The following is a 13,971-nucleotide window of genomic DNA, read 5'->3' on the forward strand; positions in this document are numbered from 1 at the left end:
CGTCAACAGTGACGACGACATGGGCCTGGCCATTTGTCCCGGCGCATCTTCCGGGTCGCCAAGCGCTATCGCTTGGCTTGATAATGCTCCAGCCGCCTTGCCAGGGGTGGCGTCCGACGCCAGTCATAAGCCATGCGCCGTCTGATCGCCCTTCTGCTTCTCGTGCTGTTCCTGGCCGCCGGTGCCGGGGGGGCCTTCTGGTATGCGCGGGAGCAATGGACCGCGCCCGGCCCGCTGGCCGAGCCGGTGCAGATGGTGGTGCCGCGCGGCGGCACCGCGGCGATCGCCGAGGCGCTGGCGGAGCGCGGCATCATCGCCCAGCCCCTGCCCTTCCTGGCCGCCACCTGGCTGACCCGCGCGGAAGGCCCGCTGCGCGCCGCTGAATTCCAGTTCCCCGCCCGTGCCAGCCTGCGCGATGTGCTGCATGTGCTGCGCGACGCCCGCCCGGTGCAGCGCCGCCTGACCATCCCCGAAGGCCTGACCGTGCAGCAGATCACCCGGCTGCTGGAAGCGGCCGAGGGTCTGGTGGGCGACATCCCCGCCTTCGCCGAGGGCGAGGTTCTGCCGGAGACCTATGCGTATCAATGGGGTGACAACCGCGCCGCCGTGGTGCGCCGGGCGAAGCAGGTGATGGACCAGGCGTTGGCCGAGATCTGGGCCGCCCGCGCCCAGAACCTGCCATTCGAGACGCCGCGCGAAGCGCTGATCCTGGCCAGCATCGTGGAGCGTGAGACCGGCCAGCGGGAGGAGCGCGCGCTGGTTGCCGGTGTCTTCATCAACCGCCTGCGCCGCGGCATGATGCTGCAATCCGATCCCACCGCCGCCTATGCTGCCGCCGATGGCGGGGTGCTGGACCGGCCGCTGACCCGCGCCGACCTCGACGCCGACCACCCCTTCAACACCTACCGCATCCGCGGCCTGCCGCCCGCCCCCATCGCCAGCCCCGGGCGCGCCGCCTTGCGCGCCGTGGTGCAGCCGGAAGCCACCGACTACATCTATTTCGTCGCCGATGGCACCGGCGGCCACGCCTTCGGCCGCACCCTGGCGGAGCACAACCGCAACGTGGCGCGGTGGCGGGAGATCGAGAGGTCCCGCGCCAACCCGAGATGAACACCCCGGCTTTGCTCAGCGGCCCCGCGCTGTGGTGGCGGCTGTTGGTGATCGGTGGGCTGTGGGGGTCTTCCTTCCCGCTGCTTCGGCTGATCGCCGCGGAAATGTCGCCCTTCGCGCTGGCCGCGGTGCGGGGCGGCTTCGCGGCGCTGGCGGTGCTGGCTTTCCTCGCGGCCAGCGGGCAGTTGCGCGGCCCGATCCGGCGCTACTGGCTGCCGGCGCTGGTGCTCGGCACCTGCAATGGCTGGGTGCCGAATCTGCTGACTGCCTCGGCACTCGGCCACATCCAGGCCGCCCCGGCCGCCCTGATCCATGCCGGAACGCCGCTGCTGGTGGCGCTGATCGCCTATGTGGTGCTGCGGGAAGAACGGCCCGGGCTGCGCGGCGTGGCCGGGCTGTTGGTGGGGTTTGCCGGCATCGCGGTGATCCTGGGGCCGGATGCGCTGGTGGGCGGCGCCAGCTTCACCGGCGGCCTGCTGATCCTGCTGTCTGGCCTGTTCTACGCCATGGGCACCGTCTATGCGCGGAAGGCCCGCATCGGGGGGGCGCCGCAGATCGTACTGGGGCAGCAGGTGGTGGCGGGGCTGGTGGCGGGCGGGTTGTCGCTGCCCTTCGGCGGGGTCGAATCCTACATCCAGCCGGGCTGGGTCTATGGCGTGCTGGCGCTGCTGGGCATTGCCACCTCCGCCTTGCCGCTGACCATGTTCCTGCGGCTGCTGGCCCGCTCGCGCGTCACCGATGCTTCCATGGTCGGCTACATCCAGCCGCCCTTCGCGGCGGCGGTGGGGGCGCTGCTGCTGGGGGAATGGCCGTCGCCGCTGGTGCTGGTGGGCGGCGCCGTGGTGCTGTGCGGGGTGTGGCTGGCGACCTCCCGCAGGTAGATTGAGGCCGGCCGGGCACAACGGAAACGCGCCGTTGCGCCCGCGCCGAGGCGGCTCAGCTGGCGCCCTTGATCTCGATCCGCTTCGCCTGCGGCTTGTTGTTGGGCGGCCGGGGGATGTTCAGATGCAGCACGCCCTTCTCGAAGCTGGCCTGCACCTGGTCGGGCGCCGGGTCGAAGGGCAGCGCCAGACGGCGCAGGAAGGTCCCGCGGGCGCGTTCAACCAGGTGCCAGCGCGTCTGCGGGTCCGTCTCCTCCCGCGTGTCGTGGCGGTCGCCGCGGATCGTCAGGACGCCGTCCTCCACCTCGATGGTCACGTCCTTGGCATCCAGGCCAGGCAGTTCGGCCGTCACCTCGAGGCCGGATGACGTCTCCGCCACATTCAGCCGCGGCGCGGTGATGCCGGCCGCCATTGCGGGGGCGGCGAAGGGTGCGGGCAGGCCCCAGCCGTTGGAGACCTGCTCCAGCAGGCGGTCCATGCCCCGGCGCAGGGCGAGGAAGGGATCATTCTCGTTCCAATGGGCCGGCGGCGCAGGGCGATTCGGCGTGGTGGGCGTTGGCGAGGATTGGCTCATGGCGGTCACTCCGCATGGGGTCCAGGCAGGTCGCGGTGGCGGTGGCCAGCCGCGCCGGCAGCATCACCCCTGTTCGCCCGGCGGTGCCTTGACCTGCGTCAATCAGCCCTCCGCCGGCTTGGCCGGCACGCTCCGCATCAGGCGGTTGCGCCAGGATGGCGGCAAGGCACCGATGATCCGAGACAGGGCATAAAGCCGCCGCGGATAGACCACCCGGACGCGGCCGGCGGCGATGCCCGCCAGGGTCCGCGCGGCGGCCTGCTCCGGCGTCATCAGCCACGGCATCGGGAACGGGTTCTTCGCCGTCATCGGCGTGCGGATATAGCCGGGGCAGATGGCGTGCAGGCGGATGCCGTGCGGGCGCTGGCTGGCATCGGTGGCCTCCGCCCAGCGCTGCACCGCGGATTTGCTGGCGCAATAGGCCGGCGCGCCGGGGGCTGCGACGAAGGCGGCGAGGCTCGCCACCACCGCCACCCGCCCGCGCAGGCCAGCCGCCCCCGGTGCCTGCCCCGCCATCTTCTCCAGGGCCGGCAATGCGGTGTTCAGCACGCCGCCGAGGTTGGTCGCGAAGATGCGGGCGGCCTGCGCCGGTGGCTCCACCGCATCGCCGGTGCCGCCCGAAATGCCGGCATTGGCGATCACCAGGTCGAGCCGCCCGGCCGCGCCGATCCAGCCCGCCATCGCCGCCGCATCGTTCACGTCCAGCACCATGGGCCGCACCGTGGCGCCCTTCGCCGTGCAGGCTGCCGCCACCGCCTCCAGCCGCCCGGCATCGCGGCCGGACAGGTGCAGGGTGACGCCCGGCGCCGCACAGGCCTCCGCCAGCGCCCGGCCCAGGCCGGATGAGGCGCCGGTGATGAGCACGCCCCGCCAGGAATCGTGTCGCATGCCTTGCCCTTCGCCACGGCCCGGAGGACAAGGCGCGCATGAGCAACCTCGCCTCGATGACCGGTTTCGCCCGCGACAGCGGATCGCTGCCGGATGGCTCCTCCTTCGTCTGGGAGTTGCGCAGCGTCAACGGCCGCGGCCTGGATGTGCGGCTGCGCCTGCCGCCGGGCCTCGATATGCTGGAAGCCCCGCTGCGGGAAGCGGTGGGCAAGCGCCTCAAGCGCGGCAACCTGAACGCCACCCTGACCCTGAAGCGGGAGGACCGGGCGCCGCGGCTGACGCCGGACCCGGTGGCGCTGGAAGCGGCCATCGCCCTGGTGCTGGAAGTCTCCGCCCGACTGCCCGGCGCCATGGTGCCGACCGCGGAGGCGGTACTGTCCCTGCCGGGCGTGCTGCGCGCGGAGGTCTCCGAGCCGGATGAGGCGGCGGAGGAGGCCAGGCGCAAGACCCTGGCCGCCAGCTTCGCCGTGGCGCTGGATGGGCTGGTCGCCGCCCGCGCCCGCGAAGGCGCGCAGCTGAGCAAGATCCTGGAAACGCTGCTGGGCGAAATCGCCGCCCTGCGCGACGCCGCCGCGGTGGAAGCCGCCGGCCAGCCCGCCGCCCAGCGCGCCCGGCTGCTGGAGAACCTGGCCAACCTGCTCGGCGAGGGCGATGTCCGCGCCCGGGTGCCTGAGGAAAGGCTGGCGCAGGAAGTGGCGATGCTCGCGCAACGCTCCGATGTGCGGGAGGAGCTGGACCGGCTCTCGGCCCACATCACGGAAGCCCGCAGCCTGCTGGCCTCCGGCGCGGCGATCGGCCGCAAGATGGAATTCCTGACCCAGGAATTCGTCCGCGAGGCCAACACCCTGTGCAGCAAATCCGCCTCCGTGGCGCTGACCCGCGTCGGGCTGGAGCTGAAGGCCGCGATCGAGCGGTTGCGGGAGCAGGCGGCCAACGTCGAATGATGACCACCACCACCCACGCCCCCCGCCGCGGCGTCTGCCTGGTGCTGGCCTCGGCGCCGGGCGTCGGCAAGACCAGCGTCTCCCGCGCTTTGCTGGAAATGGAGCCGGAACTGGCGCTGTCGATCAGCGCCACCACCCGCGCGCCGCGGCCCGGGGAGCTGGAAGGGGTACACTACTTCTTCCGCACCCAGGACCAGTTCGACGCGATGGTGGATGAGGGCGAATTCCTGGAATTCGCCAAATTCATCGGCCGATCCTACGGCACGCCGCGCGCGGCGGTGGAGTCCAGCCTCGCCGCCGGGCGGGATGTGCTGTTCGACATCGAATGGCAGGGCCATCTGCAATTGCGTGAACGCCTGCCGGGCGATGTGGTGGGCGTCTGCCTGCTGCCGCCTTCCATGGCCGAACTCGAACGCCGCCTGCGCGGCCGCGCCCAGGACAGCGAGGCCGAGATCGCCCGCCGGCTGGTCGCCGCCAAGGACGAGATCGCCCATTGGTCGGATTTCGACCATGTGCTGGTGAACCGTGATTTCGACCGTACGGTGGCGGAGGTGCGCGCCATCCTGCACGCTGCCCGCAACACGCGCGCGCGGCAGCCCTGGCTGCCGGAGTTCATCGACACGCTTTTGCAGGGGTAGCGCCGGATGGGCGGGGTGGTGGAGGTGGTGCTGCCGGTCTTCGCCCTGATCGCCCTCGGCTACGCGGCGGTGGTGCGGCGCATGGTGAGCGACGAGGCGCTGAAGGGCATGACCCTTTTCGTCTTCGGCCTGGCCGCCCCGGCTTTGCTGTTTGCCGGCGGCACCCGCCCGCATGAGGGCGGCGGCGGCGCGGCGCTGGCGATCCTGCCCGCCTCGGTGCTGATGTTCGGGCTGGTGGTGGTGGGCGCGCGGCGCATCTTCGGGCTGACGCTGGCGGAAGCGGCCCTGTTCGCGCTGGCCTGCGTCTTCGGCAATTCCGTGATGATGGGCGTGCCGATCATCTTCGCCGCCTATGGCGCGCCAGGCGTGCCGCCGATGCTCGGCATCCTGGCCTTGCAGACCATGATCCTGCTGGGGCTGGCGACGGTGGTGACGGAGGTCGGGCTGCACGCCAATGCGCCGTGGCGGCGGGTGCTGACCTCCTCGGCCACCGGCATCTTGAAGAACCCGGTGGTGCTGTCCGTGCTCGCCGCCTTCATCTGGATGATCTTCGGCCTGCCGGTGCCCGCCGTGGTGCGGCAGACGCTGGAATTGCTGGGCGGGGCGGCGCCGCCGCTGGCGCTGTTCTGCCTGGGCGGGGGCCTGGCCGGCATTTCGGCGGCGGCGGCGTGGAAGGAAACCGTGGCGATCGTCGGCCTCAAGCTGCTGGCGCTGCCGCTGCTGACCTGGGGGCTGGCGATCACCCTCGGCATTTCCGCCATCGATACCGCGGTGGCCGTGAGCATGGCGGCGCTGCCGACCGGGGCCAATGCCTTCATCCTGGCACGGCGCTACGCCACCGGCGCGGACCGTTCCGGCGCCGCCGTGGTGGTCTCCACCGCCATCTCCATCCTCACCCTTTCGGCCCTGATCGGGCATTTCCGCGGAGTGCTCTCATGACCTTGGTGATCGAGCCCGGCTGGGTCTGGGATGCGGAACATGGCCTGCGCACCGGGCACAGCGTCATCGTGCAGGATGGCATGGTGGCCGATGTGGTGGCGGGTTCGCCGACGCTGGAGGCGGAGCGCATCACGGCCCCCGATGCGCTGCTGCTGCCGGGCTTCATCAACCTGCACAACCACGCGCTGTCCGCGCCGCTGTTCCGCGGCCTGGCGGATGACATCGCGCCGGGCGACCTGCCGGGCCACATCGTCTATTCCCTGCTGATGCCGCTGGGTGATGTGGCCGCGCAGGTGATGACGGAGGAGGAGATCGGCGACGCCGCCGAGATGGCGCTGCTGGAGGGCCTTCGCAGCGGCACCACCGCGCTGCTCGACGTGTATCGCGTGGCGCAATGGCCCTTCATCGAACGCGCGAAACGCCTCGGCCTGCGAAGCTGGTCCTGCCCGTATCTGTTCTCCGCCCCGGTCGGCATGACGCCGGATGGCAAGCCGACCTACAGCCCGACCGCGGATACCGGCTTCGATGCCATCATCAAGCTGTTCGACCGCTTCGATGAAGGCCCGCGCGGCCTCACCCGAATCGGCTTCGGTCCGCATGGGCCGGATAGCTGCACGCCCGATCTGCTGCGCGCCATCGACCGGGCTGCGCGCGAGAGGCAAACCGTGGTCTCCATCCACGCCGCGCAGAACCTGATCGAGATCGAGAAGGTGCAGGCCGCGCATGGCACAGGCTCCATCGCGCATATCCGCGACATGGGCCTGCTGCGGCCCGGCGTGGTGCTGGCGCATGGCATGTTCGCCACCGATGCCGAGATGGCGATGATCGCGGAATCCGGCGCCGCGCTGGCCTCCTGCCCGCTGGCCTTCGCGCGTTCCGGCCGCTTCGTGCCGCTGGCGCGGATGGAGGCGGCCGGGTTGCGCCTCGGCATCGGCACGGATGGCGTGACGCTCGACATGCTGCACGAACTCCGCACCGCCTCGGTCTTCGCCAAGACGCAATCCGGCACGCCGCATGGCCTGGCGGCGCCGCGCATCCTGCGGGCGGCGACACGCGATGCGGCGCTCGCCCTGGGGCGGGACGATCTGGGCCTGGTGGCGAAGGGGGCGCGCGCCGACCTGGTGATGTTCGACCTCGGATCCTCGCGCTACCAGCCGGTCTGGGACCCGCTGAAATCGCTGATCACCAATGGCAGCGCGGCGGATCTGTCGCTCGCCATGGTCGAGGGCCGCGTGCTGCTGCGCGATGGTCGCGTGACGGTGGCGGATGCCGCCGCCATCACCCGCCGCGGCCGCGCGGCGATCGAGCGTGTGTGGCGAGAGGCCGCGCGCCGTGGTGCGATTCCGCCCTCGATCGCCGCGCGGGCCGCGATACCGTTGCACTGACGCGCCAAGTCTCCCTACGCTGGCGGCAACCCCGGGAGAGCTTGATCCATGACCCGCTTCGCCGCCAGCCGCCGCGCCCTCCTGCTGGGCGCCCTCGCCGCGCCTTCCCTTGCCCTGGCGCAGACGCGCCGTCCGCTGCGCGTGGTGGTGCCCTTCCCGCCCGGTGGCGGCGTGGACAGCCTGGGCCGGCTGCTGGCGGAACGGCTGGCGCCGCTGCTGGATGGCCAGCCGGTGGTGGTGGAGAATCGCAGCGGCGGCGGCGGGCTGATCGGCGCCGATGCGGTGGCCAAGGGGCCCGCCGATGGCAGCATCATCGGCATCATCGGCGCCGCCACGCTCTGCGCCGCGCCGTTCATCCAGCCCTCCATGCCCTTCGACGTGACGAAGGACTTCCGCGCGGTCAGCCAGATCTCGGACAGCGCGGTGGTCATCGCGGTGGGCACCGATGTGGCGCAGCGGCATGGCTGGACGGATATGGCGGCGCTGCTGGCCTGGGCGAAGGCGAATCCCGGCGGTGTGCGGGTGGCCAATGCCGGCATCGGCACGGTGACGCACCTGACCCTGTCCGCCATCAACACCGCGGCCGGGGTGGAGATGACCGCGGTGCCCTATCGCGGTGGCGCGCAACAGGCGATGGATGTCATTGCCGGCACGGTGGAGGCGACGGCGGATCTGCCGGCGGCGCTGCTGCCGCACATTGCCTCGGGCCGCATGAAGGCGATGGGCGTCAGCTCCGGCAGCCGCCTGGCGTTCCTGCCGGATGTGCCGGCGCTGGCCGAGACCGGCGCGCTCGCCTCGCTCGACATCCGCTCCTGGAACAGCCTGCTCGCCCCGGCCGCGACGCCGGAGGCGGAGGTGCAGCGCCTGTTCGCGGCGATCCGCCGGGTCGGCCAGGACCCGTCCTTCGGCGCCGCGCTGCGGCCCTTCGGCTATGATGCCGTGGTCAGCGAAAGCCCGGCGGCGATGACGGCGCTGATCGCGCGGGAGACGCCGGTCTGGCGGCGCCTGGTGGAGATTTCCGGCGCGGCGCGGCAGCAGTAGCGCCGGCCGGTGGTGACCGCGAAGCGGCTTGTCGTCTGCTTCGACGGCACCTGGAACAGCGCCGATGCGGAAAGGTCGGAGACCAATGTGGCCCGGCTGGCCCGCGCGGTGCGCGCCAATAGCGGCCGCGACGGCATCAGGCAGATCACGCTGTATCTGCGCGGCGTCGGCTCCACGGGCATCGCGCTGCAGAGGCTGGTCGGCGGCGCCTTCGGCGAAGGCGTCGATGACAATATCCGCTCCGGCTACATGTTCCTGGTGCAGAACTACGTGCCGGGCGACGAGATCTTCCTGTTCGGCTTCTCCCGCGGTGCGTTCAGTGCACGCAGCCTGTCCGGGCTGATCGGGTCCTGCGGGCTTTTGAAGCGCCAGAAGCTGGCCGATCTCCGCGCCGCCTGGAATTACTACCGCACCGCCTCCCCCCGCTGCCCGAAGGATTTCTGCGCGCGGCATGATTCCGAATGCCACACCGAGGTGAAGATCGCCTTCCTGGGGGTGTGGGACACGGTGGGCGCGCTGGGCGTGCCGGCGACGCTGCGCAACAGCCTGTTCGCCGCGCCCTACCGCTTCCACGATACCGAACCTTCGAAGATCGTGCTGCGCGGGCGGCATGCGCTGGCGATCGATGAGCGGCGCAGCAGCTTCGTCCCGACGCTGTGGACCGGCGAGGAACCGCCCGGCTGCGACATTCGCCAGGTCTGGTTCGCCGGCGCCCATTCGGATGTCGGCGGCGGCTACACCAACCGCCTGCTGGCCGAGATCCCGCTGCTGTGGATGGCGGAGGAAGCGCAGGCGGCCGGGCTGCAGCTGGATGCCTCCATGCTGCCGCCCGCCACCTGCGGCACGCTGAACCCGCTGGCCGCACAGCACGAATCCCGCCCGCGCCTGACCCGCTGGCTGCCGCCGCGCTTCCGCGAGGTGCTGCAACGGGCGCCCGCCCTCGGCACCTGGGAAAGACTGTCCCGGCCGCGGGATCAGCAGGGCCGCGCGCTGCAGCCGATCAACGAAAGCCTGCACCCCAGCGTCGCGGCACGGTTCGGCCAGGCGGTGGCGCGGCTGGACGGCAACAAGGACAAGGCCGGCCGGGAGATCACCTACCGGCCGAAGAACCTGGTGCCGTCGCTGCCCTGACCGCGCCTCAGTCCACCCGCGCGCCCACCGCCTCGATCACAACGCGCCACTTGGCGCTTTCCTCCGCCATCCAGGTGGCGAAGGCGGCGCGGCCCATGGCGCGCGGGATGGCGCCGCCGGTGGTGACGCGTTCGATGAAGGCCGGGTCCTGCACGATCGCCTGCAATTCGTCATCCAGCCGCGCCAGGATCGGCTCCGGCACCCCGGCCGAGGTGCACAGGCCGAACCAGCCGGTGGAGGTGATGTCGATGCCCTGTTCCTGCATCGTCGGCAGGTCCGGGAAGGCGGAAACCCGCGCCGTGCCGCTGACCGCGATGGGGCGCATGCGGCCGGCCTGGGCCATCTGCGCCACCGCCGAGATCGACTGGAACAGCAGGTCGATGCGGCCCTCGATCAGGTCCGAATTCATCTGGCCGCTATTGGTGTAGGGCAGATGCTGCAGCGGCACGCCGGTGATGATCTGGAACTGCGACCCCGCCAGGTGCTGGGAAGACCCGGCGCCGACGGAGCCGAAATTGATCGGCCGCCCCTGCGCCTTCGCCCAGGTGATGAATTCCTGAAGGGTGCGCGCGGGCACCGCCGGCGGGATCACAACGATGTTCGGCACCAGCGCGATCAGCCCGACCGCGGCGAAATCCTTCTCCGGGTCGAAGGGCATGTTGCGGTACAGCCACTTGTTCGCGGCATTGGCGGCGATGGTGGCGAGGCCCACCGTGTAGCCATCCGGCGCCGCGCGGGCGACCTGGGTCATGCCGATATTGGTGCCGGCGCCCGGGCGGTTGTCCACCACCACCGGCTGGCCGAGCCGGCCCTGCAGCCGGTCCGCCACCAGGCGGGAAATCACGTCGCCGGCGCCACCCGCCGGGCCGGGATTGACCCAGCGGATCGGCCGGCTGGGCCAGTCGCCGGTCGGGCTGGCCGTCTGGGCGCGGGCGCCGGCAAGTGGCAGTGCCGCGGTGAGGCCCAGCAGGGCCGCGCGACGTGACAGGGTGGGGAGGGTGGGCATTGTTGTTCTCCGGAAGCCTTCCTGGACGGCAAGGAGACGTCGCGCCGGGGCCTCTGGCAAGGGCAAGGCTTGGCGAATTGCAACCTTCCGGGTCTGGCGCCTGCCGCGCGCTGTGGCAGGCTGCACCCAGGATGGACGAAGGGATGGCCTCGATGGGTGACGTGCTCGGCTGGCGCTGCAAATTCGGGGTGATGGGGCCTTCCACCAATACCGTGGTGCAGCCGGATTTCGACATGATGCGCCCGGCCGGCGTCACCAACCATTACAGCCGCATCTTCACCCCGAATGCCGATGCGGTTTCCAACGAGACGTTTCGGGCAGGGGCGGAACTCATTGGCCGCAACACGCTGGATGCGGTGCGATCGGTGATGACCTGCAACCCGGATGCGCTGGTCATGGGCATGTCCGCCGTCACCTTCTTCGACGGCGCGCGTGGCGCGGATCGCTTCGTGAAGGAGGTCGAGGATCTGTCCGGCCTCAAGATCAGCGTCGGCAGCCACGCGTGCACCGCCGCGCTGAACGCCTATGGCGGCATCAGGCGCCTGGCCGTGATGTCCCCCTACTGGCCGGCCATGAATATCGAGGTGGCGCGCTATTTCGGCGATATGGGCTTCAGCGTGGTGCGGGATACCGCCTTCCGCTGTTCCTCCTGGACCGATATCGCGGCGCAGACGCCGGCGCGCTGTGTGCAGGGGATCAAGGAGATCGATGGCGACGATGTGGACGCCATCGTCCAGGTCGGCACCAACCTGTCCATGGTGAAGCTGGCGGCGATGGCGGAGCTGTGGCTCGGCAAGCCCGTCATCGCGATCAACACCGCCACCTACTGGCACGCGCTGCGCGCGCGCGGCATCCCGGACAAGGTGGAAGGCTGCGGCAGCCTGCTCGAGCGGTTCTGAACGGCAGGGGTGCGGGCCGCACCGCACCCCCCCCGCATTCAGCCCGCCGTCGCGCCGCTGGCCCGCACGATGGGCGCCCAGCGGGCGATCTCGGCCTGGATGAAGCTGGCGAAGCCGGCCGGGTCGGCATCCAGGATCTGCATGCCCTGATTGGCCAGGCGTTCCCGGACGGCCGGGACCTGCAACGCCTCCCGCGTCGCCTCATGCAGGCGGGCGATGATGGGGGCGGGGGTATTGGCCGGTGCGACCAGGCCGAACCAGGCGGCGACGTCGAAGCCGGGCAGGCCGATCTCGGCCAGCGGCCGGACCTCGGGCCAGTCCGGCATGGGGGCCGCGCTGCTGAGGCCGATGGCCCGCAGCGCCCCGGCCCGAACCTGGCTGAGCGCCACGGGGACCGAGGCGAAGGTCATGCTGGTGGTGCCGGCCAGCACGGCATTGACCGAATCCGGGGCGGAGCGGAACGGCACATGGGTCAGCCGCACCCCGGTCATCTGCTCGAGCACCGCGCCACCCAGATGCTGGGAGGTGCCGGACCCGCCGGAGGAATAGGTCAGCTCGCCCGGCCGCGCGCGCGCCGCGGCGATCAGATCGGCCAGGTTCTGGATCGGCGAGGAAGGATGCACCACCAGCACATTGGGGCTGCTGGCGACCAGCGTGATCGGCGCGAAATCCGCCACCGGGTCGAAGGGCATCCGGCTGTACAGGGCGGGGTTGATGCCATGGGTGCTGACGGTGGCCATCAGCAGGGTATGGCCATCCGGTTCCGCCCGCCGCGCCACATCGCCGGCGATGTTGCCGCCGGCGCCGGGGCGGTTCTCGGTGACCACGTTCTGGCCGAGCCGCCGGCCCAGCTCATCGGCCAGGCTGCGGGTGAGGATATCCGCGGCGGAGCCGGCCCCGATAGTGACCAGGATGCGGATCGGGCGGCTCGGGAAGCCCTGGGCGCTGGCGGGGGTTGCGAGGGTGGAGGCCAGGGCCAGGGTGGGAGTGGCGCGCAGCAGGCTACGCCGGGTCGGGCCGGTCATGCCACCACCCCGATGCCCTGGATTTCGACCAGGATGCCCGGCCGGGCGAAGGCACTGACCGTCAGCAGGGCGCTGCAGGGGTAGGCGCCGCCGGGGAAATGCTCGGCGCGCAGCTTCACCAGCAGGTCGCCATGGCGCGGGTCCAGGATATAGACGGTGGTCCAGACGAGGCTGGCCAGGCTGCCGCCCGCGCGCACCAGGGTGCGGTCCATCAGCGCGTAGCAGGTGCGGACCTGCGCCTCGAAATCCCAGGAGATGTCGCGCCCCTCCAGGTCCTGCGTGGCGGTCTGGCCGGAGAGCCAGACGGTGCGGCCGCCCTGGGTGATGACGGCGGGGGAGAAGGCGCGGGACTGCTGGAAATCCGTGCCTTCCAGATGGGTGACGTTGAAGTTCATGCTTGTACCTTTCCTGGCGGAAGTCTCCGATGCAAACGATTGCATCAACCACGGGTCATTTCAATCGCTGGATCGAGGAGCCACCTGATGAAAATGGACGACACCGCAATCCGCGACCTGCTGCTGGGCACGCGCCGCATCGCCGTGGTCGGCGCATCCAATCGCCCGGACCGCGCCAGCCATGGCGTCCTCGGCTTCCTGCTGGCCCGCGGCTACGACGCGACACCGGTGAACCCCATGCTGGCGGGCCAGGACATCCAGGGCCGCAAGGTGATGGCCGGCCTGGAGCAGGCCGGGCCGCTCGACATGGTGGATGTGTTCCGCCGCAGCGCGGAGGCCGGCGCGGTGATGGATGAGGCGGTGCGGCTCGGCGCGAAATCCGTTTGGCTGCAGCTGGGCGTGGTGGATGAAGCCGCCGCCGCCCGGGCCCGGGATGCAGGGGTCGCGGTGGTGATGGATCGCTGCCCGGTCATCGAATGGCGCAGGCTCGGCCTGCCCGCCCGGATTGGCGGCTGAGCCTCGCCAACTGAACGTCATATGGGCGCCGCTTGAAATGATCGGCGGCACGGGCCAACTCCCCGCCCGGATGACGCGCGGGTAACATGACGGGCCATTCCCGGCCGGCAGCCCCGCATGCTCGCAAAGGAAACAGGGGACCATGACGGACGAGGAACGCCGGATCATCACCGGCTATGTGGAGCGGGTGAGCGGCGCAGCGGGCGCGGCGCCGGCGCGCCCGGCCTCGCCCTGGGGGGCGCTGGGCGGTGGCCAGCAGCAGCCGGCGCAGCCGCTGCCGCCGGTGGACCCGGAGGCCGACCGGCTGATCGGTGAGCTGTTCGCCCGCCACCCGGAAGCCCGCTACCGCCTGACGCAGACCGCCTTCGTGCAGGAACATGCGCTGGTCGAGATGCAGAACCGCATCCAGCAGCTGGAATGGGAACTGGAGCAGGCACAGTCCCAGGCGCAGCAGGCCCAGCAGCAGCCGCAGCGTGGCGGGCTGTTCGGCGGCATGTTCGGCGGCAACCAGCCGCAGCAGCGCCCGATGATGCGCACCCGCCCGCAGCCGCAGCCGCAATACCCGCCGGGCCACAACCCGCAGGCGCTGCAGCAGGGCC

Annotated in this window: 16 protein-coding genes; 11 read left to right on the forward strand and 5 right to left on the reverse strand. The window is 71.1% G+C overall.

The window, feature by feature from the left end:
- Window positions 1-132 precede the first annotated feature (132 nt).
- Together mltG and Q8S40_RS19250 are read left to right on the forward strand one after the other, a co-directional pair.
- A complete protein-coding gene (gene mltG / locus Q8S40_RS19245) occupies window positions 133-1,110 on the forward strand; it encodes an endolytic transglycosylase MltG (RefSeq protein WP_305671690.1) in 978 nt (325 codons plus the stop codon).
- Entirely contained in the window at window positions 1,107-1,991 is an 885-nt protein-coding gene (locus Q8S40_RS19250) for a DMT family transporter (protein WP_304811231.1), read from the forward strand. Before mltG ends, Q8S40_RS19250 begins: the two co-directional genes overlap by 4 nt.
- Before the next feature lie 55 nt (window positions 1,992-2,046).
- On the opposite strand, the gene Q8S40_RS19255 is transcribed toward Q8S40_RS19250, so the two are convergent.
- Entirely contained in the window at window positions 2,047-2,565 is a 519-nt protein-coding gene (locus tag Q8S40_RS19255; RefSeq protein WP_304811233.1) for an Hsp20/alpha crystallin family protein, read from the reverse strand.
- A 102-nt stretch (window positions 2,566-2,667) separates the two neighbouring features.
- Window positions 2,668-3,453: an SDR family oxidoreductase gene (locus Q8S40_RS19260; RefSeq protein WP_305671691.1), complete on the reverse strand. Its 786-nt coding sequence runs from the start codon at window positions 3,451-3,453 to the stop codon at window positions 2,668-2,670.
- Window positions 3,454-3,491: 38 nt separating this feature from the next.
- Between Q8S40_RS19260 and Q8S40_RS19265 the strand changes: the two genes are divergently transcribed.
- From Q8S40_RS19265 to Q8S40_RS19290, 6 genes are read left to right on the forward strand one after another with little or no spacing between them, the layout of a single operon-like run.
- The gene (locus Q8S40_RS19265) at window positions 3,492-4,397 is read left to right on the forward strand and encodes a YicC/YloC family endoribonuclease (RefSeq protein WP_305671692.1); all 906 of its coding nucleotides are present in this window, start codon (window positions 3,492-3,494) and stop codon (window positions 4,395-4,397) included.
- A complete protein-coding gene (gene gmk, locus Q8S40_RS19270) occupies window positions 4,394-5,035 on the forward strand; it encodes a guanylate kinase (protein ID WP_305671693.1) in 642 nt (213 codons plus the stop codon). Before Q8S40_RS19265 ends, gmk begins: the two co-directional genes overlap by 4 nt.
- Before the next feature lie 6 nt (window positions 5,036-5,041).
- Window positions 5,042-5,974: an AEC family transporter gene (locus tag Q8S40_RS19275; protein WP_305671694.1), complete on the forward strand. Its 933-nt coding sequence runs from the start codon at window positions 5,042-5,044 to the stop codon at window positions 5,972-5,974.
- Window positions 5,971-7,359, forward strand: a complete 1,389-nt coding sequence (locus tag Q8S40_RS19280) for an amidohydrolase family protein (protein ID WP_305671695.1) — start codon at window positions 5,971-5,973, stop codon at window positions 7,357-7,359. Before Q8S40_RS19275 ends, Q8S40_RS19280 begins: the two co-directional genes overlap by 4 nt.
- A gap of 48 nt (window positions 7,360-7,407) precedes the next feature.
- Window positions 7,408-8,400, forward strand: coding sequence for a tripartite tricarboxylate transporter substrate binding protein (locus tag Q8S40_RS19285; protein ID WP_305671696.1), 993 nt, complete (start codon window positions 7,408-7,410; stop codon window positions 8,398-8,400).
- 9 nt (window positions 8,401-8,409) lie between these two features.
- Window positions 8,410-9,531 carry a DUF2235 domain-containing protein gene (locus Q8S40_RS19290; protein ID WP_305671697.1) on the forward strand — a complete coding sequence of 374 codons (1,122 nt, stop codon included), beginning with the start codon at window positions 8,410-8,412 and terminating at the stop codon, window positions 9,529-9,531.
- A gap of 7 nt (window positions 9,532-9,538) precedes the next feature.
- On the opposite strand, the gene Q8S40_RS19295 is transcribed toward Q8S40_RS19290, so the two are convergent.
- On the reverse strand, window positions 9,539-10,537 hold the full coding sequence (locus Q8S40_RS19295; RefSeq protein ID WP_305671698.1) for a tripartite tricarboxylate transporter substrate binding protein: 999 nt from the start codon (window positions 10,535-10,537) through the stop codon (window positions 9,539-9,541).
- A 131-nt stretch (window positions 10,538-10,668) separates the two neighbouring features.
- Here Q8S40_RS19295 and Q8S40_RS19300 point away from each other — a divergent pair, with 131 nt between their 5' ends.
- Entirely contained in the window at window positions 10,669-11,436 is a 768-nt protein-coding gene (locus Q8S40_RS19300) for an arylmalonate decarboxylase (RefSeq protein ID WP_304811250.1), read from the forward strand.
- A gap of 38 nt (window positions 11,437-11,474) precedes the next feature.
- On the opposite strand, the gene Q8S40_RS19305 is transcribed toward Q8S40_RS19300, so the two are convergent.
- Together Q8S40_RS19305 and Q8S40_RS19310 are read right to left on the reverse strand one after the other, a co-directional pair.
- Entirely contained in the window at window positions 11,475-12,461 is a 987-nt protein-coding gene (locus Q8S40_RS19305) for a tripartite tricarboxylate transporter substrate binding protein (protein ID WP_305671699.1), read from the reverse strand.
- Window positions 12,458-12,856, reverse strand: a complete 399-nt coding sequence (locus tag Q8S40_RS19310) for a RidA family protein (protein ID WP_305671700.1) — start codon at window positions 12,854-12,856, stop codon at window positions 12,458-12,460. Before Q8S40_RS19310 ends, Q8S40_RS19305 begins: the two co-directional genes overlap by 4 nt.
- An 87-nt stretch (window positions 12,857-12,943) precedes the next feature.
- Here Q8S40_RS19310 and Q8S40_RS19315 point away from each other — a divergent pair, with 87 nt between their 5' ends.
- Together Q8S40_RS19315 and Q8S40_RS19320 are read left to right on the forward strand one after the other, a co-directional pair.
- On the forward strand, window positions 12,944-13,372 hold the full coding sequence (locus Q8S40_RS19315) for a CoA-binding protein (RefSeq protein ID WP_305671701.1): 429 nt from the start codon (window positions 12,944-12,946) through the stop codon (window positions 13,370-13,372).
- A gap of 142 nt (window positions 13,373-13,514) precedes the next feature.
- A partial coding sequence (locus Q8S40_RS19320; protein WP_305671702.1) for a DUF2076 family protein occupies window positions 13,515-13,971 on the forward strand: 457 nt, incomplete at its 3' end.

Source organism: Falsiroseomonas sp. (assembly GCF_030695085.1).
In the GTDB taxonomy this organism is placed as follows: Bacteria; Pseudomonadota; Alphaproteobacteria; order Acetobacterales; family Acetobacteraceae; genus Falsiroseomonas.

Excerpts from the sequence above, each read along its gene's own strand:
- mltG (WP_305671690.1), top strand. The coding sequence starts at position 133 with ATGCGCCGTCTGATCGCCCTTCTGCTTCTCGTGCTGTTCCTGGCCGCC.
- Q8S40_RS19250 (WP_304811231.1), top strand. The coding sequence starts at position 1,107 with ATGAACACCCCGGCTTTGCTCAGCGGCCCCGCGCTGTGGTGGCGGCTG.
- Q8S40_RS19255 (WP_304811233.1), bottom strand. The coding sequence starts at position 2,565 with ATGAGCCAATCCTCGCCAACGCCCACCACGCCGAATCGCCCTGCGCCG.
- Q8S40_RS19260 (WP_305671691.1), bottom strand. The coding sequence starts at position 3,453 with ATGCGACACGATTCCTGGCGGGGCGTGCTCATCACCGGCGCCTCATCC.
- Q8S40_RS19265 (WP_305671692.1), top strand. The coding sequence starts at position 3,492 with ATGAGCAACCTCGCCTCGATGACCGGTTTCGCCCGCGACAGCGGATCG.
- gmk (WP_305671693.1), top strand. The coding sequence starts at position 4,394 with ATGATGACCACCACCACCCACGCCCCCCGCCGCGGCGTCTGCCTGGTG.
- Q8S40_RS19275 (WP_305671694.1), top strand. The coding sequence starts at position 5,042 with ATGGGCGGGGTGGTGGAGGTGGTGCTGCCGGTCTTCGCCCTGATCGCC.
- Q8S40_RS19280 (WP_305671695.1), top strand. The coding sequence starts at position 5,971 with ATGACCTTGGTGATCGAGCCCGGCTGGGTCTGGGATGCGGAACATGGC.
- Q8S40_RS19285 (WP_305671696.1), top strand. The coding sequence starts at position 7,408 with ATGACCCGCTTCGCCGCCAGCCGCCGCGCCCTCCTGCTGGGCGCCCTC.
- Q8S40_RS19295 (WP_305671698.1), bottom strand. The coding sequence starts at position 10,537 with ATGCCCACCCTCCCCACCCTGTCACGTCGCGCGGCCCTGCTGGGCCTC.
- Q8S40_RS19300 (WP_304811250.1), top strand. The coding sequence starts at position 10,669 with ATGGACGAAGGGATGGCCTCGATGGGTGACGTGCTCGGCTGGCGCTGC.
- Q8S40_RS19305 (WP_305671699.1), bottom strand. The coding sequence starts at position 12,461 with ATGACCGGCCCGACCCGGCGTAGCCTGCTGCGCGCCACTCCCACCCTG.
- Q8S40_RS19310 (WP_305671700.1), bottom strand. The coding sequence starts at position 12,856 with ATGAACTTCAACGTCACCCATCTGGAAGGCACGGATTTCCAGCAGTCC.
- Q8S40_RS19315 (WP_305671701.1), top strand. The coding sequence starts at position 12,944 with ATGAAAATGGACGACACCGCAATCCGCGACCTGCTGCTGGGCACGCGC.